Below are 24365 nucleotides of genomic sequence, written 5' to 3'. Positions count from 1 at the left end.
ATGATACTGACTAGATTACTGTCTGATAGTCCGCGTAGTGCTATTTTAATTGGTTTATGTTTTGCTGTACTGTTGATACTGCCTTGGCTACATCTTATGCCAGAGAGCTCACCGTTTTATCTTTCGGCCTACTGGATCACTCTGATTGGTAAAATCATGGCACTGGCCATGGTGGCATTGGCATTAGACCTCGTATGGGGTTATGCCGGCATCTTGAGCTTGGGACATGGCTTGTACTTTGCGCTGGGCGGTTATGCATTTGGCATGTACCTAACACGCGAAACGGCAGGTGATGCGCTTCCCGATTTTATGCGGTTTTTGAGCTGGACTGAAATGCCCTGGTATTGGGCTGGCACTCAAAACTTTTGGTGGGCAATGGCATTGGTGGTACTGGTACCCGGCTTAGTCGCTTTCATCTTTGGTTTTTTTGCGTTTCGCTCCAAGATCAAAGGCGTTTACTTTTCTATCATTACCCAAGCCATGGTCTATGCAGCAGCATTGCTATTCTTCCGTAATGAAACTGGCTTTGGTGGCAATAACGGCTTTACTGGTTTTACCACCCTACTCGGCTACGACATTACCGCTGCCTCTACTCGCTCTATGCTTTGCTTTGTCACTGCCGTAGCCTTGTTAGTATCTTATATGGGTTTGCGTCATTTGATGAACCAACCTTATGGTCGAGTACTCGGTGCCATTCGCGATAGCGAAAACCGCCTGCAATATCTGGGCTATCGTACATTGTGGTACAAATTATCTGCTTGGGTATTATCAGCCGTCATCGCGGGTATCGCAGGTGCACTATATGTGCCGCAGGTAGGCATTATCAATCCAAGTGAAATGAATCCTGTGAACTCAATTGAAATGGCCGTCTGGGTAGCCACGGGTGGTAGAGGTAAATTGATCGGTGCAATTTTAGGAACTGGTGTGGTCAACTCGGTCAAAACTTACTTCACTGTCGCCTACCCTGAGTTTTGGCTACTGATATTAGGTGGACTGTTCGTCGTCGTGACGTTGTTTTTGCCCAATGGCATTATGGGCTTGTTCGATCGATTCAAAAAGGAGAAGCAATAATGCTAAATGACAAATTATTATCGACTGAACAACCTACTCCAGAGCTATCCGAATATGATCATACTGATGGGCGTGACGGTCTCAGTCATCCCAAAAAATCAGGCGTCGATTTTAGTCATGGTATTGCATTGTATTTAGAAGATTTAAGTGTTTGGTTTGATTCATTTCGCGCACTCAACAATCTGTCACTATATATTGAAGAAGGTGAGCTACGCTGCATTATTGGCCCTAACGGTGCGGGTAAAACCACGCTCATGGATGTCATCACGGGCAAAACTCGACCCACTGAAGGCAGCGTATTTTTTGGGCAAACCCACAACCTTGCTAGTATGTCGACCGAAGAAATCGCTGAAGCGGGCATCGGACGTAAATTCCAGAAACCTACTGTCTTTGAAAATTTTACGGTGATGGACAATCTGTTACTTGCTGCGCCGAAAGACAAGCGTGTCGTTAGAAGCCTATTCAACAAACTCAATGCTGAGACCCGCGATACCCTTGACGCTACCCTACAGCAAATCCGCCTGACAGATAAAACTAACAAGCCTGCCGGCTTACTTTCACATGGGCAAAAACAGTGGTTAGAGATTGGTATGCTACTGATGCAGAGCCCCAAGCTAATTTTACTTGATGAGCCAGTGGCAGGTATGACGGATGCGGAAACTGAGCATACTGCCGAGCTGTGTCTACGCCTTAAAGAGAACCATACCTTGATTGTAGTCGAGCACGACATGACCTTTATTGATGCCATTAGTGAAAAAGTCACGGTATTGGCACAAGGAGCAATTTTGGCCGAAGGTACATTAGCGGAAGTACAAGCCAATGAAGCCGTGATTGAGTCCTATTTAGGTCGATAGCTGCATTGATAGCTGAGTTAATAACTGAGTTGATAGTAATATTGACAAACTGCTATGCCATTTAGAGATTAGGAAACGATTCGAATGTTAGGAGACAGCCATGTTAAAAATTAACGATATCAATCAATACTATGGCGGCAGCCATATTTTACGAGACGTCTCGCTTACAGCCCCCATCGGCGAATGCAGTGTGGTACTTGGTCGTAATGGCGTGGGTAAAACCACACTACTTAAATGCCTAATGGGGATATTACCGATTAAATCAGGAGAGATTTTGCTCAATGATAAAGACATCAGTAAGATGTCATCCGAGCAGCGGGTACGAGCAGGTTTGGCTTATGTGCCACAAGGTCGTGATATCTTTTCGACACTGACCGTAGAAGAAAACATCTTAATTGGTATGGCCAAATTTTCACGTAGCAAGGCAAAACACGTACCCAAACATTTATACGATATTTTCCCCGTACTCGATGAGATGAAACATCGTCGTGGTGGTGATTTATCTGGTGGTCAGCAGCAGCAACTTGCCATTGCACGCGCCTTAGCCTCCGAGCCGACTGTGTTGATTTTAGACGAGCCAACTGAAGGTATTCAGCCTTCTATCATCAAAGATATTGGTCGAGTTCTACGTGACTTAGCGGACAAAGGTGACATGGCAATTGTACTGGTTGAGCAGTTCTATGAGTTCGCTGAAGAGCTGGCTGACAACTACACCGTGCTATCACGCGGCAAAGTAGTCTCTCAAGGCGCAGGTGACACGATGGTCGAAAACAAAGTGCAAGATCTGGTTGCTATCTAATTTCTTTTAATAATAGGTGTAATAATACAACTTGGTAGTGAACGCTCGATAATGCTAAAAATAGCGTTCTTATCCTAAGCTGCTAGCTACCAAGATTGGCGCTTGTTCGACATGTCATCACGAAACCTTTTCACGAGTACAGCTATTTGTCCTATTTCCTCCATCATCTTACCTGCTTCCTACCCTATGTGTTCCGAACTGTATCGACCGTTCAACTTATCGATGCTAACTGATTGGCATCATAGCAATTGTGTATGCTCGACGAATGAAATTTGCTATTATAGTCAGCACTTTATTACCAATATTATGATGCCCTTATGATGATTCATCCTCAGTACGATCCTGTAGCGTTAGCCATTGGGCCTGTTGAAGTCCATTGGTATGGGCTAATGTATTTGCTGGCATTTGCTGCCGCTTACGGCCTAGCTTGGTATCGCAGCACCAAACGCGATAACTGGACCACCGACATGGTATCCGACTTGGTATTCTTTGGTGCACTTGGCGTCATTTTAGGCGGCCGTGTTGGCTACGTCTTGTTTTATCAGTTCGGTGAATTGCTACAAAACCCTGCCTATCTTTTCAAAGTCTGGGAAGGCGGCATGTCGTTCCATGGTGGCTTGATCGGCGTCATGCTTGGCATGCTATATTTCGCGCGCAAGTATAAAAAGACACCATTCCAAGTACTAGATTTTGTCGTGCCATGTGTACCAACGGGTTTATTGTTTGGCCGTATTGGTAACTATATCAATGGTGAGCTATGGGGCCGTGTCTCTGACGGCGGCTACAATTGGTTGACGTATTTCCCGCAAGCAGCTGCTGCTGATATGCAACAATTACAGACCAATCCTGAACTCCAAGAGCTAATGACTGAAGTCAACGGTCAGTATCTGTTGCCGCGTCATCCTTCACAGTTGTATGAAGCGCTTGCTGAAGGTCTATTGCTATTCTTATTCTTATGGTGGTATTCATCGAAACCCCGCCCTCGTATGGCAGCGACTGGTATTTTCATGTTAGGTTATGGCGTTAGTCGTTTCATCATCGAGTTCTTTCGTCAGCCAGACGTTGACCAAGGATTCATCCTGTTAGGTTGGATGACCAAAGGGCAAATGCTAAGCGCCCCGATGATAATTATTGGCTTTATCTTATTAATCTATGCCTACAAACGCGGCATCTATGACTGGGGTAAGCAAGCTGCTTATTAAGCGCTATATACCAATCAGTGTACTAAACAATACCGACGAGCATTTTTATGATTAACAGCAATGACGAGCAGGGCTATCTAGACTTGCTCAAACACGTTTTAACCACAGGCACGGAAAAAGGCGATCGTACTGGTACTGGTACGCTCAGCCACTTTGGCGCACAGTTACGCTTTGACCTAGCGTCAGGGTTTCCGCTATTGACCACCAAAAAAGTCCATTTTAAATCCATCGCCTATGAGCTATTTTGGTTTTTAAGTGGTAGTACTCACGTTGATTATTTGCAAGCCAATGGCGTACGAATTTGGAATGAATGGGCTACTGCAGAGCAGACGGCGCGCTTTAATCGTCCTGCTGGTGATTTGGGCCCTGTCTATGGTCATCAATGGCGCAATTATGGCGCAACCAAAGATGAAGACGGCAATTACCATGCTGATGGCGTCGATCAAATCACCCAAGTCATCGAACAGATAAAGACCAATCCTAATTCACGCCGTTTGATCGTGTCTGGTTGGAATCCTGGAGAAGCAGATCAAGTCGCCTTACCGCCTTGTCATACCATGTTTCAATTCTTCGTCGCGGACAATAAACTGTCGTGCCAGCTCTATCAGCGCTCAGCAGATTTATTTTTAGGTGTGCCGTTTAATATTGCCAGCTACGCTCTACTTACCCATATGGTTGCGCAAATTTGTGGTCTAGAAGTGGGTGAATTCATCTGGACAGGTGGTGATTGCCATATCTATCAAAACCACCGTGAGCAAGTTGAGTTACAGTTGACGCGTTCGCTATATACACTGCCAACATTGACGCTTAACCCTGATGTTAATGATATTTTTGCCTTCAGTTACGAAGATATTAGCATTGAGGGTTATGAGTCGCATCCTGCTATCAAAGCGAAAGTTGCGGTATAACATTGGTCTGATTGACTGATTTAAATAAGCTTAAAATTGTAAAAGATAATAAAAAGGATAGATTATGAGTTATGCCCACACCGAAGTTGCCCAAATCGCTGCTATCAGTAGCAACCGTTGTATCGGTAAGGATAATGAGCTGCCGTGGCATATCTCAGCAGACTTGCAGCACTTCAAAAAGATGACGACCAAACAAAATGATGGTGGCATACAAGGCATCGTCATTATGGGTCGTAAGACGTTTGAATCAATGGGCAGTAAGCCTTTGCCAAAGCGCGTTAGCTTCATTATCAGCAGCCAATTGAATTATGCTGAGCAAAAAGGCCTAGTCGGAAAGGACAATGCTTACGTGGTACACAACCTAGACGATGCTTTGACACAAGCAGCCAGTCTGGCGCATGGCGCGCATCTAGACACTATTTGGGTCATTGGCGGTGAGCGCGTCTTTAGCGATGCCTTGATGTACACCGACCGTATTGAACTAACCCATGTAGACACCGAAATTACCGATGGTGATGCATTCTATCCTGAATTGCCAAGCGAGTTTAAAGTGGCAGAAGAATCTGAGCAAATGCATGATGAAAAGAGTGACTTGAGTTTTAAATTTGTGACTTATAAAAGCAAGCAAGGCTAGTGCCATTTAATGTGGCATTTGTCATTTATAAACTATTACTAAGGAGAAACCAAATATGCAAAATTAAAAAAGCCCAGCAAAATTAATTGCTGAGCTTAAAAAACTTTTAGATTAGACAGCTATGGAGTCAGACTCCATTATTAGCATACTAATAATGTTTATTTACCTGTCGGAAGGTTCGTATACTTTATAGCAAATGCTAATAAATGTCTATGCTCCATAGTTGTGAACTATCATCATAATTATGGAGGTCATCATGACCATTCAATGCGGTTATCCTAGAGCTGTGCATGTTCGTTGGTATTTACGCTATCGATTTAATCGTTGGGAGCGTGTCTGCGAGCACTGCCGTAGCTATCCAAACCAGCAGTTAAGTTTTGATTTTTAGCGATTAGAGATTTTAATCTGCTAAATATTACTAACGTTAAAACGACAACAGATTTGGTTCTGTTGTCGTTTTTTTAATATGTTTAGCTACTCATGCAACACTTTATAAACAGTTTTTGCTAGTACTGGTCCAATACCTTGCACCCCTGATAGCTCTTGCTGAGACGCACCAAGCAGTTGCTGCATACCACCAAAGTGATTAAGCAGGTCACGACGACGCTTTTCGCCCAGTCCTGGTATGACTTCTAGTACTGATGATGAACGGCGCTTATCGCGCTTTTTACGGTGCGCCGTAATCGCAAAACGATGTGCCTCATCACGAATATGCATCAATAAATGCAGCGCTTTACTATCCATTGGCAAATCTAGCGGCTCGTGGTCAATAAAGTGCAATACTTCAAGCCCAGCCTTGCGCCCTTCCCCTTTTGCCACGCTAATGAGCAAAGTATCACCAAGAATATCCAACTCAGTTAATACTTCTTTGGCAATACCAAGCTGACCTTTACCACCATCAATCAGTAGTAAATCAGGCAACGGCTGCTTCTTATAACGCCGTGTCAGCACTTGCTTCATCGCCGCATAGTCATCACCGCCTACGATGTCATGGATAGCATACTGACGATAATCACGGCGACGCGAGCCACCTTGGTCGAATACCACACAGCTACCAATGGTCGCTTCACCCATCGTATGTGAGATATCAAAACACTCAATCCGATCAATGGTTCGATCAGTGACATCGGCCAGTACATCTTTTAATGCACCAAAGCGTGCATGCAATTCTAAATAATCGCCCAGCTTGGTTTTTAGCGCGTTATTGGTGTTCAGTTTTGCCAAATCTAGCCACTCTGCACGATGTTCACGTACATTGGTTTTGATAACGACCTTGCTACCAAAGTGCGTCGCCAATGCCTCGCTCACTGCCACCTGATCAGGTAGCTCATGAGTTAGCATAATTTCTGCGGGCAAATCATCCGTCACCTGAAAATAGAAAGACGTAATAAAAGCAGATAAATTATCCGCAAGCGATTCGCTGCTATCGACATCAGGGAAATAGTTCTTACCACCCAATACGCGCCCGCCACGGACAGTCAGTACGTTGACACACGTCATGCCTGCCTGACTGGCAATGGCAATCACATCAGCCTCACCTTGTACGGTATAGACAGCTTGCTTGGCCTGCACTTCGCGCAGCATAGAGAGCTGATCGCGATAAAATACCGCTTTTTCGAAATCTAACTCTTCAGCTGACGCTTCCATTTTTTCAATCAGAGTCGTATGAATATCACCAGAGTCACCCTTTAAAAAGCGAATGGTATTGTTAACGTCCTCTGCATACTCTTCTGCTGATACCAAGCCCACACAGGGTGCACGGCAACGCTTAATTTGATATTCAAGACAAGGGCGCTTACGTTGATTGAAGAAAGTATTGGTACATTGGCGCATTTGAAACATTTTCTGCATCAGCACCAGCGTCTCTTTTGCAGCATGAGCAGATGGAAATGGCCCAAAGAATCGACCTTTTTGATGATTGCCTTTGCCGCGCCCATACGCCAATCTCGGATAGGGCTTGTCAGCTGAGATAAACACATAGAGGTAAGACTTATCATCACGCAATAGCACATTATAGGGCGGACGATATTCTTTAATTAGGTTTTGCTCAAGCAGTAGTGCTTCAGTCTCACTACGCGTGATAATGGTTTCGATATCATGGATACGCGCCACTAATGCTCGTGTCTTTGGATGATCGATCGTCTTTGCAAAGTAGCTGTTTACGCGGCTTTTAAGTGATTTAGCTTTACCCACGTATAAGATATCACCGTTTTTTCCCAGCATCTTATACACACCTGGAAAATTTGGTAGGCGCTGAATTAGATGCTTAAGACGGGCTTTTTTATCATCGATAGGGCTCGATTCTGAGACATTAACCATAGAATTCATTGCTCTTAAAAGTCTTATAATACTGCTAGTTATGGGGCGGGAGTCATTGTTTTACAAGCCAATTATTATCATAGTATCACCCATAAAAAAGCCAGCTTTCGCTGACTTAGTTTGTTCTATTATCGTTTATTCAGCAACATACTACTAATGACGGAAGTTAGCCATTAAAGCTGGGATACCCGGCAGCATACCAACGATAGCCATCACACCAGTCAATACGACAAACATAATACCCGGTATGATCCAGCGGCTCATTTTAGTTAAATTAGCACTACGTTCTTTAGAACCAATCAAGCCCAAGTTATCAAGTAATAACGTGAGTGACCAACCAAATGCAGGATTCACTAGTGCAGAAGCAAACACTACAATTGCAGCAGACTGAGTTGTTTTTCCTTCGCGAGTCATTTCCATGCCAGCTTCAAGCAGTGGAATGAAAACACCAACGATCAATGCTACACACATCACTGGCTGCCAGATAGCCAAATCCATCGGATAGCCCCAAACCCCTGCAATAATACAGAATAGAGCCGTCAGTAAAGCACCAGCAGGAATCGGACGTTTGGCAATCGCTGCTGGGACAATATAGGTGCCCCATGATGAAGCAAAGTTAGCACCGCCCAATACAGAGCCTACGACCTGACGAAATGAAGCACTGGTCATGGTGTCATCGATATCCATGAGTACTTTTTCAGTACGTTTAGGATAGCTGATTTTTTGAAAGACCTGATGGCCCAAGAAATCTGGCGACCACATAGCAACTGCCAAAATAGCAAACGGCAGTACGACAATAAAGCTCTCAACTGTCGGCAATCCTAGCATCCAACCGGTATTTTCACCCCACCAATACATCGGGTTCATATTCGGCAAGCCTGGTGCCGTTTTAAACTCAAAGGGCGCGCCCAATGCAAAGGCGAGACCACCACCTAAGACACAGCTTAGCGGTACCGCAAGCCAACGTTTTTGCCAATGCTCAAGCAATGCATATAGCAAAATAGTTGCCAAAATAATGAAAAAGGCAACATGCGACATGCCAATACCTTCTGCCCAAGCAAAAAGGTTTTTGACTTGTGAAGTGGTACCGATAAACCCTAAGTAAATCAAGAGGCCACCGCACACACCTTTACTGGTCAGATTTGCTAACAGACTACCCCCTTTACTGATTGCCAATAGCAAGCCAAAGGCACCGATGAGCAGACCAAATGCCATTGGATGGCCACCAGCAGCGACCACGATAGGAATCAAAGGAATTAGTGGGCCGTGAGTACCTGCAAGGTTGGCTGTCGGGAGTAGAAATCCTGAAAATAAGATGATAAAGAATGAAACGATTAATAGCTCATAACGAACGTTTTCTAAAACAAACGCATCGCCCAAACCAAGTGGACCTGCAAATGTTGCAGCAATCGCACCTACCATAACCACTTTACCAATCGTCGCTGCCATTGCAGGAATAGTATCTTCATACTCAAAGCGATAATCACGAAACGGCAAATTGGGACGCCAGCGTTTGGGCTGCATGATTTGCAATTCATGATTGAGATAATCATCACGACTCTCAAAACTCGAACTTGGTTTGTGCAAATCGACATAGCTACCTGATAACTCTGTGTCGTAATCGGATGGGTTTGACGGCTGTTGATTAGACCCTGAAGAAGGGATCTGAGAGTTACTCATCACATTTCCTTGTGTCGTCTGAGGCTTGATTTAACTGCTAATTTAATGTGACTAAAGCGTCCATTAAAAATTGCAAGCCATTGTATGACATGAGAACTCGAAATGCGAACTTAGAACCACTTGAAAGCACCATGCATTATTATAATATATAAATTAAAGTTTCTATTTAATGCAAAATTGAACTTAATAGAAAACCATGAGGAAAAAACACACCTAATATAGGCCTTAAATTAGAATAAATGACTTTTTTCTTGATAATTATTTGTATCTAGACATTTGTTATCACATAACTAAATATTAAAGATAGTTATAATAAATAGTTTATTATAACTTTTAATTAACTATAGAAAATCCATGCTAGTTACGCTTTAAGGCTAGCGGTCTTGGTTTTTTTTACTTATGATAAATACCCTCTGATGATTATGCTCAATACAGATACCTTTCAGATAATCAGCTATATCAAAATAAATAGAAAAACTTAGAAGCAATAACAGGATAAGTTCATGCGTTTACTACCATCCAATTTTGAGACCTTAAAACGTCGGGCTAAACAAAGCATCATGCCATTACTGACACCACATTTACTTAAGATGCGCATCAACACCTACGCACCATATATCGGTGCAGGCATCAAAATCGATCATATAAGTCTGGATCAAGGTCTGTGTGTCGTCAGCATGGGGCTGAATGCTTTGAACAAAAATATCGTCGGTACTCAGTTTGGGGGCAGTTTATATTCTATGGTTGATCCATTTTATATGATTATGCTAATGCACCAGTTAGGTAGCAGCTATGTTGTATGGGACAAAAGCTCACATATTGATTTTATAGCGCCGGGTTATAGCAAAGTTACCGCACGCATGAAGATTGCCAGCTCTGAAATCATTACCATTCAAGAAATGGCAAAAGATGGTGATGCTGTCTTTCGTGAATATAAAGTCGATATAGTCGATGAGCAGCAAAAAGTTATTGCGGTCGTCACAAAGACGATATATATCCGACTGCGTAAGTACAGCAAATCTAAAGACCAAAGTAGTCGTATAGATAATTTTGATGACGAAGATTAGAGCGTACTGACCATGTCATCCTTAACTCAAATTTAAAATTAAAACCCCACATACAAAAACCCCAACCTAGCTTTCGCATAGATTGGGGTTCCGTCTTTTTTGGTATGGCCCGCTTATTTATATGATAAACCTATGAATAAGGGCTTGTATCTACTTTTGCGTAGTTGCCTTGCCACTTCATTAGCAGCTCAGCAACCGTAGCAAGTTTAAGCATATGCTCAAACTTATGCTTTAGCGGCAGCTTTCTTTGGAGCAGTTGCACGCGGAGCAAGTTTTTCGCGGATACGTGCTGATTTACCAGAACGCTCACGTAAGTAGTACAATTTCGCACGGCGAACAGCACCACGGCGTTTAACTTCAATGCTTTCAATGATTGGTGAATGCAATTGGAATGCACGCTCAACACCAACACCGCTTGAGATTTTACGTACGGTAAACGCTGAGTTTAGACCGCGGTTACGCTTAGCAATTACAATGCCTTCAAAAGCCTGTAAACGCTCACGCTCACCTTCACGTACTTTCACTTGAACCACAACGGTATCGCCGGGTGCGAAGCTTGGGCGCTCAATCAATTGAGCATTTTCGATGACCTGAACTAATGGATGCTTGTTGCTCATGAGAGTTATCTCCTCACATTAGATAATAGAGGCTTAACGCATATCACCTGTTTGTAATAATTAATCGCGTCTCTTTATGGTGAGACACAACGTAAATGGGTTATAACCAACGGCCACTATGCTATGACCTGTTTTATTATTGCTCAAAATTTTGTTTCTTAACTGTCTATCGAATTTGTAACTTATAAGATAGTTTTTTATCAATCCTAACCTTATAAAGTCTTGTTTTTCTCTGCTTTTGCCAATGCTTTTAACCACTTTGCTTGCTCTACCGTTGGTGTAAACGCTTGCCACAAGTCTGGACGACGCGCTTGCGTTCGACTGACTTGCTGACTAAAGCGCCACTTAGCGATATTGGCATGGTGACCTGACAGTAAAACCTCAGGAACCGCCATACCAGCAAAATCATGTGGCTTAGTATAATGTGGACAATCAAGCAATCCATCAACGAAGGAGTCTTGCTCAGCTGACTTGTCATCACCCATAATGTCAGGCAGACGACGTATCACACTATCCATTAGCACCATTGCTGGTAGCTCACCACCAGTCAAGACATAATCACCTAGTGACACTTCCATATCGACATATTGTGACAGTAAGCGCTCATCAATACCTTCATAACGACCACATAATAAAATCATGCCATCGTAATCAGTCATGCTGACCACACTACTCTCACTGAGCGTCTGCCCTTGTGGCGACATATAAATCACCGGACAGTGCTCACTATCGACACGGCAGCCATGTTGACCGGCTCGTAAGCGCGCATCCTCAATAGCTTTCGACAATGGCTCAGCCATCATCAGCATTCCAGGACCGCCACCATACGGGCGTTCATCAATACGGCGATAGTTATCAGTGGTATAATCACGTGGATTAATGCATTCTATCGTCACTTGCTCCTGAGTGACTGCCCGCCCCGTGATACCAAAATCACGAATCGTGGCAAACATCTCAGGAAAAATACTAATAACGGCAAAATACATCTGATGTCTACTTGGCGTAGTGGTTAATAATGGTTAAATGAATCGGTATAATTATCGATGACACTTAACAATAAAGCCGAAACTTATATCGTTAAAGCTGATATCAATAATCACTTGGCCAAGACACAAGCACTGTTTTTTCAGTCATATTGACCTTCATTACCGTTTGCTTATGCCATGGAATTAGGCGCTCTTTATTATCCAAACTGTCTGAGTTTGCCGTTACACGCATAATGTCATGGGCACCGGTCTCAAACATTTCAGTGATATTGCCTAGATATTCATCTTGCTCGTTCATCACGCGCAAGCTGACCAAATCCGACCAATAATATTCGTCTTCAGCTGTTTCAGGCAAAACGTTTTGTTCGACCCAAACGGTAACACCGTTCATGGTCTCAGCAACATTACGATCAGGAACTTGCTCAAATTGAGCCACGATTCCTGTTCCTTGCTCACGCCAAGCTTTAACAGTCAAAGGTTTCATGCCTGTGGCAGTTTTCATCCACCACGGATGCATGTCAAATATTGCCGTACGATCATCTGTATCGCTAAAGACCCAAAGCCAACCTTTAATACCATAAGGCTTTTTCAGCTGACCAATTTTCATAAGGGCACTAGCGTTTGGAACTGATGACATAACGGCTAACCTAACAATGATTAAAACAGAAATTATAATTACATTTCAATCAAAAGCGATAAACGCAATCAAAATCAATAAACAGTTAATGGCGTACCCTGGTTAGACCAGTTACGCTATATTTACTAAAGTCTACTGAGGTATGCTCATGATCTTGCTATCAGCATCTCAGTAATAGTAACGAAAACTTAAGCAGTTGCTTCAGTTTGTGCTACAGACTTGTTGTAAGCTTTTGCTAATGAAGCAACGCGATCTGAAGGTTGTGCACCTTTTGCGATCCACGCGTTGTACGCTTCCATGTTTAGGCGCACTGCTTCTTCTGAATCTTTAGCGAGTGGGTTAAAAAAGCCGATGTTTTCAATATAGCGACCGTCACGCGCGCGGCGTTGATCAGCAACAACTACTTGATAAAATGGGCGTTTCTTGGCACCGCCCCGTGCTAAACGAATAACAACCATGTGAATTCTCTCTTTCGCAGGTATACCAAAAAGGGCATAATTATATCACAGTCTTTATTTATTGAAAACATAAACTATGCTTATTTAATTATTTATTAACAATAGCTTAAATGCACATCGATGTAAAACATAATCGCTCATAACCTTTTATTTTCAATCAGTAATTTGATTTTCTTCAATCTACTGAGCAGCTAAAATATAAGGTCACCTTATCCTGATTCTCACACGCATTTTAGATAAGCCTGTTGTTGGTTTATCAAATCAAAGCGACGTCAGTACCTCTCATTGATTATGCTATAGTCGAATTGAAATAATTTCGATACAAGGAGACCGAGTGCAAGTTATACGTTAGTGTGCTTAGCGAGGATGACGATGTATCGGATTTATATAAATTTGACTATATTTTATGATATATCTAGCGACCTAATATACGAGTTGCCCAGTATACCTATCAAGCTATGTATACTGACCAAGATAAATGTACTTACCAAGTTCAATACCGTCATCTAGTTGACAATAACCAAGTCTAAAAAGCAGAGTTCATCCTATAAGCAGTATAATAACGGTTTGGCTCAATAGTCGATTTAATAAAATACTTCTCTCAACATGTTGGATTCATATGACCACCTCACACCCAAAACCACGTCGTAAAGGTTGGCTACCACGCTCCTATTCCAACACTTGGCTGACAACCTTGATGGTCTCCTTTATTGTCCTTATCAGTGTTGGCTTGTCGATTTTATTTTTTTGGCGAAGCTTATATTTACCAGAGCTAAAAAACCATGCTCGCTATTTAACGAGCGAGCTACAGCTGATGAACAGTGTCAATCAAGACTGGAAAGACCGTCCTGAGGTACGCCGATGGATTTATCAGCATTCTCATGTGGTGGTGGTAAATAATCCGAATGATTTTCCAGAAGTGTCTGATAAAGCATTTGTTGGCGTCTTTACTGATGTGTTGCAACGCGAAATCGGTGCGCAGTTAGGTAGGCCTGTTGAGGTGTATTTTAAATTTAAACCAACACCGCAGCTTTGGATACAAGATAGCCAAGACGACAGTTTTTGGATTCGTGAGCCAGTGGTCTATTATTCACAGTACAGTCCAGGATTGTTGGTACTATTCCTCATTGGATTGCCTATTCTGTCGCTGCTAACCATTATCTTACTGGCACGACAATTGAACCGCCCATTGCGATATTTACAGCGTGCTGCAACCAACTATATTCGCCTCGGTCACGCAACTACTCTACCAACGCAAAAAGGTCCTACCGAAATACGCCAAGTCAATATGGCATTCAATCGTCTATTTACGACGTTAAACCAAGCGCAAAAAGAGCGCACAATTATGCTTGCTGGCATCTCACATGATCTGCGAACACCATTGACTCGTATGCGATTAACCGCTGAGATGCTGCCAGACGACTTCTTTCGAGAAGGGTTGATTTACGACATCGAAGACATGGATGCCATCTTAGAGCAATTTATTTCATTTATGAAAGATGGTTCCGATGAGCCAGTGAGCCTGACTAATTTGAATACCATTTTTAATGAAATCATGGTGCAGTTTGCTCCGATGGAATTTATTTACCAGTCAGAGTGTCACAAAGTTGTTCCTATACGCCCCATGTCTATAAAACGCCTCATTATAAATCTGGTAAACAATTCGAAGCGTTATGGCAAGGGACCTATTTACCTATCGGCGACTGTGATGCCGACATTTATAGAGACTATTGAAGATGAAGATAGCGACGTAGTCAGTGAAAGTGCTGTCAATCAGGAAGCACAAGAGCAACTAATGATATGCGTAAGGGACTGTGGTGACGGCGTTGCAGAAGATCAATTAGAACGTATTATGCAACCTTTTGAACGGGGAGAGACTGCACGTACCACCCAAGGTAGCGGTTTAGGTTTGGCTATCGTAGACCGTATCGCAAGATTGCATCATGGCACAGTAGAAGCTATCAATCATCCTGAAGGTGGTCTACAGGTTTGTGTACGTATACCTTTGCTTTCTAAAGTTGCTGGAGATAAGACAGTCGCTGCCGATACTGAAGAGCGTTCAGGTTCTGATAACAACCTATTGAATAAAGACGACTAAACTGAACCTGACTAGAGCTAGAAAATACTTCATTGCAGCTTTTGCATGAATAAAAACTAGTCTCTAGTTCCGATGACAGGGGGAATATACTTGGCGCTATTGGTAAACTCCAATGGCTGAGTAATACTTTCTTGCGCAGCTTTTAACGTTTGAGTCGTCGAAGGCTGCTGTAAGAATAAGTAATACCCTAGCGTTATTGCATTTAAAACCACCAAACCACCAAATAAATACGGCATCCTTTGCCCTCCTCTACTTTCAAAAAATCTACTTTTAAAACCATTATTGGTACTGCAGTACTGCTGATGATTACATCTAAAAAATGAGTAGACTGGTAGTAATTTACAGCCTATTAATTTATATCTCAACTACTCTTTAAGAGTAGCTTGAACATCATTACTGCCTTTATTTATCATCACTTATCATCGAAACCACGCTCACTTTTCTCTTGCGTCAACTCGTCAGCAGCAAGTATTTGTGTCAGTGGTTTAATCGGCCATGTCATAACAAATCGGGCACCACCAAGTGGCTCGCTCTCATCGACTTTCATACTACCATTAAACCAAAAAGCAATACGCGATACAATAGACAAGCCCAGACCATAGCCACCTGATGCTCGCGTACGACTATCATCTAGGCGTGAGAATGGAATGAATACTTTCTCGCGATCTGCCTCTGGAATACCATGGCCATCATCTTCAACACTCACAAAAGCATTGCCTTTTTTGACGCCTGCACTAATGACAATCGTGGTCTCTGCATAACGTAATGCATTGCCTGCAAGGTTTTGAATCACACGATGTAGATAGCGTCGGTCGGCAATGGCAGTTACTTTAGCATTCGGCAGTTTGGTCACTATCTTGATTGGCTTACCTAGTGCATTGGTCTCACGTTCAATCTGCTCAAGCAATTCTCTGAGATTGACTGGCTCCAAATCTAGTTTTGGTGAGCCTTCCTCAAGCTTGGCATAGGTCAAAATCTCATCAATCAAACCGTTGAGCGATTCAATATCTTCATCGATATAGTCGCGCTGCATAAAGCGTGAGTCTTCATCATCAGTATCAGCAAGCATATCGACAGCAAATCGAATACGAGCCACGGGCGTACGTAATTCATGTGACACCGCACGCGTCAGCTCTCGTTGCGACTCAATCAAACGTTTGATATGTGAGGTCATCGCATTAAAAGTCGCTGCTAAACGGGCAATTTCATCTTGCCCAATCACTTGTACCTGACTTTCAAGATTACCTTTACTGACTTCATTGACACCGACCTGAATCAATTGCAATTTGCGTTCAAGTGGGAAAATCAGTGCATATACACCCAAGCTGATCAAAAACATGCTAATAAGAATCATACTTATAATTAAATTGAGCGGGAACCAGTTAAATAAAGGTACTGGCCCAATCAAAATGGCCATATCATTGATTTCAGAAGGCACGACTATCTGGATAGCTGAATTACTTTTACTACTGTTGGTATCCTGCAGTGAGATAACAACCTCATCACGGCGCAATCGCCCCATCTGATCGGTATCCAAATCCAGCGTATTAACTGCTTTGAATTCCAATGGGAAGGAGAACTTCTCTTCTAACTGAGCCAAGCGTGCACGTTTATCAGGCAGCGTCACATGATAAGACAAATCATCTAATAAGAACACAGCTATTGCACGCACTTGCTGTTCAGTGACTTGCGTAACCCTAGCCGTTAGAACATTTTTATTGTCAGGTAAACGATAATAGACATCGGCATGCACAGGCTGAGTAACATAGCGTACGACTGTGTTGTCATTTTCGAAACGTCGCAATTCACTGGCATTAAAGTCCACGTCAGTAATAGGCACAATACTGAACTTTGAGCCAAACAAACTACTCGCATCAGACAGCCAATACTCACGCTGCTCCGCACTCTCCTGATGAGAAATACCTTCGCTCACCAAATGAAAGGCACCCTTGGCCATATTTTCACGATAGGACTGTACACGCTCTTTATTGATTGTATCCATCAATAACTGGGCAAATAACGCCACACATAAACAGACTATGAGTAGTCCAGCATAGATACGAACAAAAATACTGTGTTTTAAAGAAGAGACTAATGACATACGTGCCGTGACCAACTTAATGAATAAAAACTGCTGATACCATGCAGCACATAAGCGCTGTATAACAAATAATATCAAACAGTATGGAGTAAAAACTATCCTAGCTATTATGTTTTTAGTATTGAGCTAACACCTAGCACACTCTGTACCATGTGCAGGGTCTCAGTCACTACAATAATTGTTTAATTAAACCACATAACACTATAATTAAGTTTAAAAATTCGAATTTAGCCATAAAAAAACCAGCATAGTTGCTGGTTTTTTATATGACGATTATCAATAGTAAGTAATTACTCAAAAGAACGAGAATTAGTTGCCTTCTTTCACAAATAAATAACCTTTGCTACGTACGGTTTTAATACGTTTAGGGTTTTCTGGATCATCACCAATCTTTGGACGAATACGTGAGATACGTACGTCAATTGAACGATCTTGACCATCATATTCAATACCGCGTAGACGCTCAAAAATATCTTCACGAGATAGAATACGACCAGCATTAGAAGCTAGCAACCATAAAAGGTCATATTCAGCACTGGTGAAATCAACCAGCTCATCACCTAGATTCACTGAACGACCGCCATTGTCGATGACCAACTCACCGAACTCTAGGCGCTGTGGCACGTCTTCTGATGGTGCATTTTCTGAACGGCGTAATAACGCACGAATACGTGCAAGTAAGACACGTGGCTGAGCAGGTTTTGCGACATAATCATCGGCACCCATCTCAAGACCTAGTACCTGATCCATATCTTCAGTACGAGCCGTTAGCATCAGAATAGGATTTTGGTAATGCGGGCGAACCTCACGACAAACTGTTAATCCATCGCTACCAGGAAGCATCACATCAAGTACAACCAAATCTGGTTGCTCATTGACGATACGGCGAATAGCACGATTACCATCTGTTTCAATCGCTACTTCTAAACCGTTTTTGACCAAGTAATCTTGGGTCAGCATGGCCAGACGCTCATCATCCTCAACAATCAAGATTCGGGGGGTGTTGTCTTCTTCATTCGTTGTCATTGTTATATCCTCTAATACATCTAATTTAAAAGTAGTAAAAGTAAGAGCGGTAAATTAATAGCACCATCACGTGGCACAATTGATGTTCGTATAGCTGTTACAAACTTGGTAGCACAGTATACTATTAAATATACAGCTTCCTATACTATAGCTTATAGTCGTTAACAAAACCTATAAACTACACCTATTAAAACGTTAGTTTACGTCCAAAAAATACGTGATTTACGCAAATAACAGCAGACAATTTGGTTTTATCACTCTTTGAATGTCTAAATATTGGTAAGTAAACTAACCAAATTAGCTTTTTAAGGAACTTCTAATCGCTTTACTCTCACTCAAAACTTACTCTCTATGACATATAATATAGCGACATATTGTTGTTGTCGCCAGTGACTTTTTATAAATTGTCCAATATTCTTTGATTCATATATATTTAGTATGGTCACTCTAAAAACAGGCATAAAAAAACAGCCCATAATGGACTGTTTTTTATCGTCGAAAGACTAAAGTCTAGCCTTTCAAACAAAGTTTTTAAGCACGGTTTTTGTACTTACGGATAGTCTGTAGCTGTGCCACAGACTCTGCTAATGATGCTAAAGCTGCATTAGTCTGTACAGTATCCGATTGATTGACAAGCATTTGCTCAGCCTTTTTACGTGCTTCAACAATTTTGCTTTCATCAAGGTTATGTGCACGCATGGCTGTATCAGCCAATACGGTAACCATCTTCGGCTGTACTTCTAATACACCGCCTGATACATAAATTATTTCTTCTTCACCGTCTGGTGTTTGCACTCGCATCGCACCCGGTTTTAACAAAGTAATAAGCGGTGTGTGACCTGGCAATACACCAATCTCGCCTTCGGTACCCGTAGCTATTAACATGCTAATTTCGCCTGAATACAACTCTTCACGAGCACTTACGACGCGACATTGTAACGTTGCCATACTTAACTCCTTACTATCAAAACGCGATCAAAAAACAGTAAAAACTGCGATGCGTTACTGATGAGTAGATAAACGTATTATAGCCTATCTACTCGTTAGCCAATGCTTAAGCAACTTACGCTGCAGAAGATTTCATTTTTTCTGCTTTGGCAACAACTTCATCGATGCCACCAGCCATATAGAATGCCTGCTCTGGCAAGTCATCGTATTCACCAGCAATGATTGCTTTAAAGCTAGCAATGGTATCGCGTAGTGGTACATATTTACCAGGTGCACCAGTAAAGATTTCAGCAACGTGGAATGGCTGTGATAAGAAGCGCTGAATCTTACGAGCGCGATAAACAACCAGTTTATCTTCTTCTGATAACTCATCCATACCCAAAATTGCGATGATATCTTTAAGCTCTTTATAGCGCTGTAGGATTTCCTGTACGCCACGAGCAACATTGTAATGCTCTTCGCCGATCACTTGTGGATCTAGCTGACGTGACGTTGAATCCAATGGATCAACCGCAGGATAAATACCTTGTGAAGCGATATCACGGCTTAGTACAACGGTTGCATCCAAGTGAGCAAACGTCGTAGCAGGTGATGGATCGGTCAAATCATCCGCAGGTACGTAAACAGCTTGAACTGAAGTAATAGAGCCTGACTGAGTTGACGTGATACGCTCTTGAAGCATACCCATCTCTTCAGCTAGTGTTGGCTGATAACCAACTGCTGATGGCATACGGCCTAGTAGTGCTGATACTTCAGTACCGGCTAGTGTATAGCGGTAGATGTTATCAACAAACAGCAATACGTCACGACCTTTGCCAGTAGCAGGATCTTTGGTATCACGGAAGTACTCAGCCATGGTCAAACCAGACAGTGCAACACGTAAACGGTTACCCGGTGGCTCATTCATCTGGCCATATACCATTGCTACTTTAGATTTGCTAAAGTCTTCAGTGTTTACAACGCCAGCTTCTTGCATTTCGTGATAGAAATCATTACCTTCACGAGTACGTTCACCAACACCAGCAAATACTGACAAGCCTTCATGCTTAAGTGCGATGTTGTTGATCAATTCCATCATGTTGACGGTTTTACCAACACCAGCACCACCAAACAGACCAACTTTACCACCTTTTGCGAACGGGCAAAGTAAATCAATAACCTTGATGCCTGTTTCTAATAGTTCAGTACTGTTTGACTGCTCTGCATAGCTTGGGGCTTCACGATGGATAGACCATTTTTCATCAGCAGCAACAGGACCTTCTTCATCGATAGGACGACCAAGAACATCCATGATGCGACCTAGTGTACCAATACCTACAGGTACAGAAATAGGTGCGCCAGTGTTAGTAACTGGTAGGTTACGCTTTAGGCCTTCAGTTGAACCCATTGCGATAGTACGTACGATGCCATCACCTAGCTGTTGCTGTACTTCTAGGGTGGTTTCGGTACCGTCTACTTGCAAGGCATCAAAAATTTTAGGAACTTCGTTACGGTTGAACTCAACGTCAAGAACCGCGCCAATAATCTGTACAATACGACCGCTACTCATTGCGTTCTCCTTGAACTTCTATATATAGGTGTAGTCAATTATGAAACAGCAGCAGCACCGCCAACGATTTCCGAGATTTCTCGGGTAATCGCCGCTTGACGCAGCTTGTTATAAACCAACTGTAAATCGTTAATAAGGTCACCAGCATTATCTGTAGCCGCTTTCATCGCAACCATACGTGACGACTGCTCAGAGGCAATGTTTTCCATTACCGCTTGATACACAATCGACTCAATATAACGGCCAAGCAATTCATCAATCAAAGTCTTGATGTCAGGCTCGTAGATATAATCCCAGCTAAGCTCAGTCTGCATGCCGCTGTCTTCATCAATAAGCGATCCCTCTGGAAGAGGTACTAACTGACTGACTGTCGGCTTTTGAGTCATGGCATTGATAAACTGGTTATATACCACATAGATACGGTCTAAATTACCGTTACTATAATCCTCAAGCATCGCCTGAACAGGTGCATTCAATTGCTCAAACGTTGGCTTATCACCATAATCGGTCACGGCCGAGGTAACTTTACCACCAAAGTTTTTGAAAAAACTCACGCCTTTAGCGCCAATAGCTGCAAACTCAGTCTGTACAGACTGGTCTTGGTATTGCTGGATACTTTTAGTTAAAGCTTTAAATAGGTTGACGTTCAAACCACCCGCTAGACCACGGTCAGAGGTAATGACAATATAGCCAACCTTATTGACTGGGCGCGATACCATATACGGATGTTTGTAGTCTGATGAAGCGTGCACCAAATGTGAGATAACCCGGCGCATACTATCAGCATACGGGCGACCCACTTCCATGCGCTCTTGTGCACGGCGCATTTTACTTGCTGCAACCATTTGCATTGCGCGAGTAATTTTTTGGGTGCTTTTAATACTGGTGACTTTGGCACGTATCTCTTTTAAGCTTGCCATAATGATTCCAATATAAGAGGGTTAAAAAGCATTGGCGCAAGCGACAATCATTTAATATACAACATTAATCTGACAGAGTAATATTTTATATCTTGTGCATTACGCGTTCTAATACCGTCAATGGTTAAAACAGTGGCGCTCTATCTTGGCAAAAACCTGATCAGACAACGCGCCACTTTATCAGCTATCAAAGATAGCCATAACCAAATTCGGCTTAACCCGTTAAATTAATAACTGTGATTTTGTTTAAATGTCTCTAGAGCTGACTTTAAACGACCTGCGATATCATCGTTGTAGTTCGCAGTGTCATCAATCTCACGCATCAATTCACTCTGCTCATCATGCATATAGCGTAAGTAAGCTTCTTCGAAAGAACCAATTTTTTCAACAGGCACGTCAGATAAAAATCCTTCATTCGAAGCATAGATAACTGCTGCTTGCTCAGAGATAGACATTGGCTGATACTGCTTCTGCTTCATAAGTTCAGTCACACGCTCACCATGATCAAGCTGTTCGCGAGTTGCGTCATCAAGATCTGAGGCAAACTGAGCAAATGCTGCTAGTTCACGATACTGAGCTAGTGCGGTACGGATACCACCAGACAGTTTCTTAATGATCTTAGTCTGTGCAGCACCACCAACACGAGATACCGAAATACCAGCGTTGACTGCTGGACGGAGACCTGATGCGAATAAACTAGACTCTAGGAAGATCTGACCATCAGTAATTGAGATTACGTTAGTCGGTACGAATGCAGAAACGTCACCAGCTTGGGTCTCAATGATTGGCAATGCAGTTAAAGAACCTGTTTTACCAACAACTTCACCATTAGTGAACTTTTCTACATAAGCAGCATTTACACGTGATGCACGCTCAAGTAAACGTGAGTGTAAATAGAATACGTCACCAGGATATGCTTCACGGCCTGGCGGACGACGTAGCAATAGTGAAATCTGACGATAAGCAACGGCTTGTTTTGATAAGTCATCAAAGACAATCAGAGCATCTTCGCCGCGGTCACGGAAATATTCGCCCATCGTACAACCTGAGTACGGTGCGATATACTGTAGTGCTGCTGGCTCTGATGCTGATGCAACCACAACCGTGGTATATTCTAATGCACCAGTTTGCTCAAGCTTACGTACGACGTTGGCGATGGTCGAACGTTTCTGACCGATAGCTACGTACACACACTTAATGCCAGATGATTTCTGTGCAATAATCGCATCGATAGCCATTGCGGTTTTACCCGTCTGACGGTCACCAATGATAAGCTCACGCTGACCACGACCAATTGGGATCATGGTATCAACGGCTTTATAACCAGTCATTACTGGCTGATCTACTGACTGACGATCGATAACGCCTGGGGCGATCTTTTCGACTTTGTCAGTCATCTTGGCATCGATAGGACCTTTGCCATCGATAGGATTACCCAAAGCATCAACAACACGGCCTAGCAGCTCAGGACCTACGGGTACTTCAAGAATGCGACCAGTACAATAGGCTTTTTGACCTTCTTGTAACTTTAGGAAGTCACCTAGTACTACCGCACCAACAGAATCACGCTCTAAGTTAAGCGCCATTCCATAGACTTCACCTTCAAACTCAATCATTTCGCCGTACATGGCATCTTCAAGACCATGAATCTGCACGATACCGTCAGATACTTTGACAATCGTGCCTTCATTCTTTGCAGTTGCACCCGCATCAAGGTCTTGAATACGCTGCTTAATCAGGTTACTGATTTCCGCTGGATTCAATTGTTGCATTGCCTTGTTTCCTTTAATTTATGATAACCCGCCCACTGACTTAAATGCTCTTACTATCACGCAGATATTAAATGACTGCGTTGATGAATGGCATTAGGCAGTTAGCTGTGTTTTTAACTGTTGTAACTTGCCGCGCATCGAATCATCAATGATTTTGTCACCGACTTTGATCGTAGCACCTGCCAATAGACTTGGATCAACTGATTCGTGAATCACCACACTAGCATTTAGCGAAGCGGCGAGACGTGTTTGAATCATTTGACGTTGGTCATCCGTTAATGGATAAGCAGAAGTCACATATGCGTCAAGCTGCTTTAAGCTTACTGCCTTGTGATGACGATAATGCTCATAAACTTCAGGAAGCAGCGCCAGACGCTCTTGTTCTGCCAGCTGCTTAATAAAATTATTGAGCGCTGGTGATACTTTAGGATAGCTAATACTATTACCGTAGCGAGAACCTTTGTTCTCACCTAATAGCTGTTTAAAAGCAGAGTCGTTATCACCAGCCACTTGTGAGTCATAAAGATCAACCAAAGCAGCTGACTTATGCTCAGCCGTAACAGCTGGATTTTCTAGCCAAGTACGAAACGCTTTGTCATTGACAATTGCACCAGCGATAAACAAGAAATTTTCCCACTCGTCTACGGCCCCGTTTTCATTGGCATAGTCAAACGCGGCTCTAGCGTAGGGTCGTGCTAAGGTTGATAAGTCAGCCATTA

General features: G+C 42.7%; 22 protein-coding genes and 1 pseudogene. 9 read left to right on the top strand and 14 right to left on the bottom strand.

What is annotated here, in order from left to right; all coding sequences use genetic code 11:
• The 7 genes and pseudogenes from urtC to JMW61_RS14335 all read left to right on the top strand — a co-directional run bounded on the left by urtC (position 1) and on the right by JMW61_RS14335 (position 5856).
• Entirely contained in the window at positions 1–1071 is a 1071-nt protein-coding gene (urtC, locus tag JMW61_RS05270; protein WP_201549855.1) for an urea ABC transporter permease subunit UrtC, read from the top strand.
• Between the two features lie 98 nt (positions 1072–1169).
• Positions 1170–1925 (top strand): annotated as a pseudogene (gene urtD, locus JMW61_RS05265) (urea ABC transporter ATP-binding protein UrtD); the annotation flags it as partial.
• A 100-nt stretch (positions 1926–2025) separates the two neighbouring features.
• On the top strand, positions 2026–2724 hold the full coding sequence (gene urtE, locus JMW61_RS05260; protein WP_201549853.1) for an urea ABC transporter ATP-binding subunit UrtE: 699 nt from the start codon (positions 2026–2028) through the stop codon (positions 2722–2724).
• 317 nt (positions 2725–3041) lie between these two features.
• On the top strand, positions 3042–3926 hold the full coding sequence (lgt, locus tag JMW61_RS05255) for a prolipoprotein diacylglyceryl transferase (protein WP_110923592.1): 885 nt from the start codon (positions 3042–3044) through the stop codon (positions 3924–3926).
• A gap of 47 nt (positions 3927–3973) precedes the next feature.
• Positions 3974–4834: a thymidylate synthase gene (locus tag JMW61_RS05250; protein ID WP_201549852.1), complete on the top strand. Its 861-nt coding sequence runs from the start codon at positions 3974–3976 to the stop codon at positions 4832–4834.
• A gap of 64 nt (positions 4835–4898) precedes the next feature.
• Positions 4899–5468: a dihydrofolate reductase gene (locus tag JMW61_RS05245; protein ID WP_201549851.1), complete on the top strand. Its 570-nt coding sequence runs from the start codon at positions 4899–4901 to the stop codon at positions 5466–5468.
• 256 nt (positions 5469–5724) lie between these two features.
• Positions 5725–5856, top strand: coding sequence for a hypothetical protein (locus JMW61_RS14335; RefSeq protein ID WP_265090102.1), 132 nt, complete (start codon positions 5725–5727; stop codon positions 5854–5856).
• Between the two features lie 86 nt (positions 5857–5942).
• Here the strand turns inward: JMW61_RS14335 and uvrC are convergent, their stop codons facing one another.
• Together uvrC and JMW61_RS05235 are read right to left on the bottom strand one after the other, a co-directional pair.
• A complete protein-coding gene (uvrC, locus tag JMW61_RS05240) occupies positions 5943–7787 on the bottom strand; it encodes an excinuclease ABC subunit UvrC (protein WP_201549850.1) in 1845 nt (614 codons plus the stop codon).
• Between the two features lie 153 nt (positions 7788–7940).
• On the bottom strand, positions 7941–9467 hold the full coding sequence (locus JMW61_RS05235) for a DUF3360 family protein (RefSeq protein ID WP_201549849.1): 1527 nt from the start codon (positions 9465–9467) through the stop codon (positions 7941–7943).
• A gap of 503 nt (positions 9468–9970) precedes the next feature.
• Here JMW61_RS05235 and JMW61_RS05230 point away from each other — a divergent pair.
• On the top strand, positions 9971–10534 hold the full coding sequence (locus JMW61_RS05230) for a DUF4442 domain-containing protein (RefSeq protein WP_201549848.1): 564 nt from the start codon (positions 9971–9973) through the stop codon (positions 10532–10534).
• Positions 10535–10758: 224 nt separating this feature from the next.
• Here JMW61_RS05230 and rplS read toward each other — a convergent pair whose 3' ends face one another.
• The 4 genes from rplS to rpsP all read right to left on the bottom strand — a co-directional run bounded on the left by rplS (position 10759) and on the right by rpsP (position 13232).
• On the bottom strand, positions 10759–11151 hold the full coding sequence (rplS, locus tag JMW61_RS05225; RefSeq protein ID WP_194197924.1) for a 50S ribosomal protein L19: 393 nt from the start codon (positions 11149–11151) through the stop codon (positions 10759–10761).
• A 212-nt stretch (positions 11152–11363) separates the two neighbouring features.
• Positions 11364–12137, bottom strand: coding sequence for a tRNA (guanosine(37)-N1)-methyltransferase TrmD (gene trmD, locus JMW61_RS05220; protein WP_201549847.1), 774 nt, complete (start codon positions 12135–12137; stop codon positions 11364–11366).
• Between the two features lie 103 nt (positions 12138–12240).
• Positions 12241–12774 (bottom strand): ribosome maturation factor RimM, encoded by a 534-nt coding sequence (gene rimM / locus JMW61_RS05215; RefSeq protein ID WP_201549846.1) that lies wholly within the window; start codon positions 12772–12774, stop codon positions 12241–12243.
• Positions 12775–12962: 188 nt separating this feature from the next.
• Positions 12963–13232, bottom strand: a complete 270-nt coding sequence (gene rpsP / locus JMW61_RS05210) for a 30S ribosomal protein S16 (RefSeq protein WP_110923622.1) — start codon at positions 13230–13232, stop codon at positions 12963–12965.
• A 619-nt stretch (positions 13233–13851) separates the two neighbouring features.
• Here rpsP and JMW61_RS05205 point away from each other — a divergent pair.
• On the top strand, positions 13852–15330 hold the full coding sequence (locus tag JMW61_RS05205; protein ID WP_201549845.1) for an ATP-binding protein: 1479 nt from the start codon (positions 13852–13854) through the stop codon (positions 15328–15330).
• A gap of 56 nt (positions 15331–15386) precedes the next feature.
• On the opposite strand, the gene JMW61_RS05200 is transcribed toward JMW61_RS05205, so the two are convergent.
• From JMW61_RS05200 to JMW61_RS05165, 8 genes are all read right to left on the bottom strand, one after another.
• Positions 15387–15566 (bottom strand): hypothetical protein, encoded by a 180-nt coding sequence (locus tag JMW61_RS05200; protein ID WP_110923624.1) that lies wholly within the window; start codon positions 15564–15566, stop codon positions 15387–15389.
• A 176-nt stretch (positions 15567–15742) separates the two neighbouring features.
• On the bottom strand, positions 15743–17431 hold the full coding sequence (locus JMW61_RS05195) for an ATP-binding protein (RefSeq protein ID WP_201549844.1): 1689 nt from the start codon (positions 17429–17431) through the stop codon (positions 15743–15745).
• A gap of 309 nt (positions 17432–17740) precedes the next feature.
• Complete coding sequence (locus JMW61_RS05190; protein ID WP_021812806.1) at positions 17741–18457, bottom strand: response regulator; 717 nt, start codon at positions 18455–18457, stop codon at positions 17741–17743.
• Positions 18458–18988: 531 nt separating this feature from the next.
• Positions 18989–19405 (bottom strand): F0F1 ATP synthase subunit epsilon, encoded by a 417-nt coding sequence (locus JMW61_RS05185; protein ID WP_197218061.1) that lies wholly within the window; start codon positions 19403–19405, stop codon positions 18989–18991.
• A 115-nt stretch (positions 19406–19520) separates the two neighbouring features.
• Entirely contained in the window at positions 19521–20954 is a 1434-nt protein-coding gene (gene atpD, locus JMW61_RS05180) for a F0F1 ATP synthase subunit beta (RefSeq protein ID WP_110923626.1), read from the bottom strand.
• Positions 20955–20992: 38 nt separating this feature from the next.
• Positions 20993–21874, bottom strand: coding sequence for a F0F1 ATP synthase subunit gamma (gene atpG, locus JMW61_RS05175; RefSeq protein WP_110923627.1), 882 nt, complete (start codon positions 21872–21874; stop codon positions 20993–20995).
• Positions 21875–22101: 227 nt separating this feature from the next.
• Entirely contained in the window at positions 22102–23646 is a 1545-nt protein-coding gene (gene atpA / locus JMW61_RS05170) for a F0F1 ATP synthase subunit alpha (RefSeq protein WP_110923628.1), read from the bottom strand.
• Between the two features lie 93 nt (positions 23647–23739).
• A complete protein-coding gene (locus JMW61_RS05165) occupies positions 23740–24363 on the bottom strand; it encodes a F0F1 ATP synthase subunit delta (protein ID WP_110923629.1) in 624 nt (207 codons plus the stop codon).
• Positions 24364–24365 lie beyond the last annotated feature (2 nt).

It is taken from the genome of Psychrobacter fjordensis (genome assembly GCF_904845995.1).
In the GTDB taxonomy this organism is placed as follows: domain Bacteria; phylum Pseudomonadota; class Gammaproteobacteria; order Pseudomonadales; family Moraxellaceae; genus Psychrobacter; species Psychrobacter fjordensis.
The sequence above is the reverse complement of the archived record's forward strand: the minus strand, read 5'-3'. Positions and strand labels throughout refer to the sequence as shown.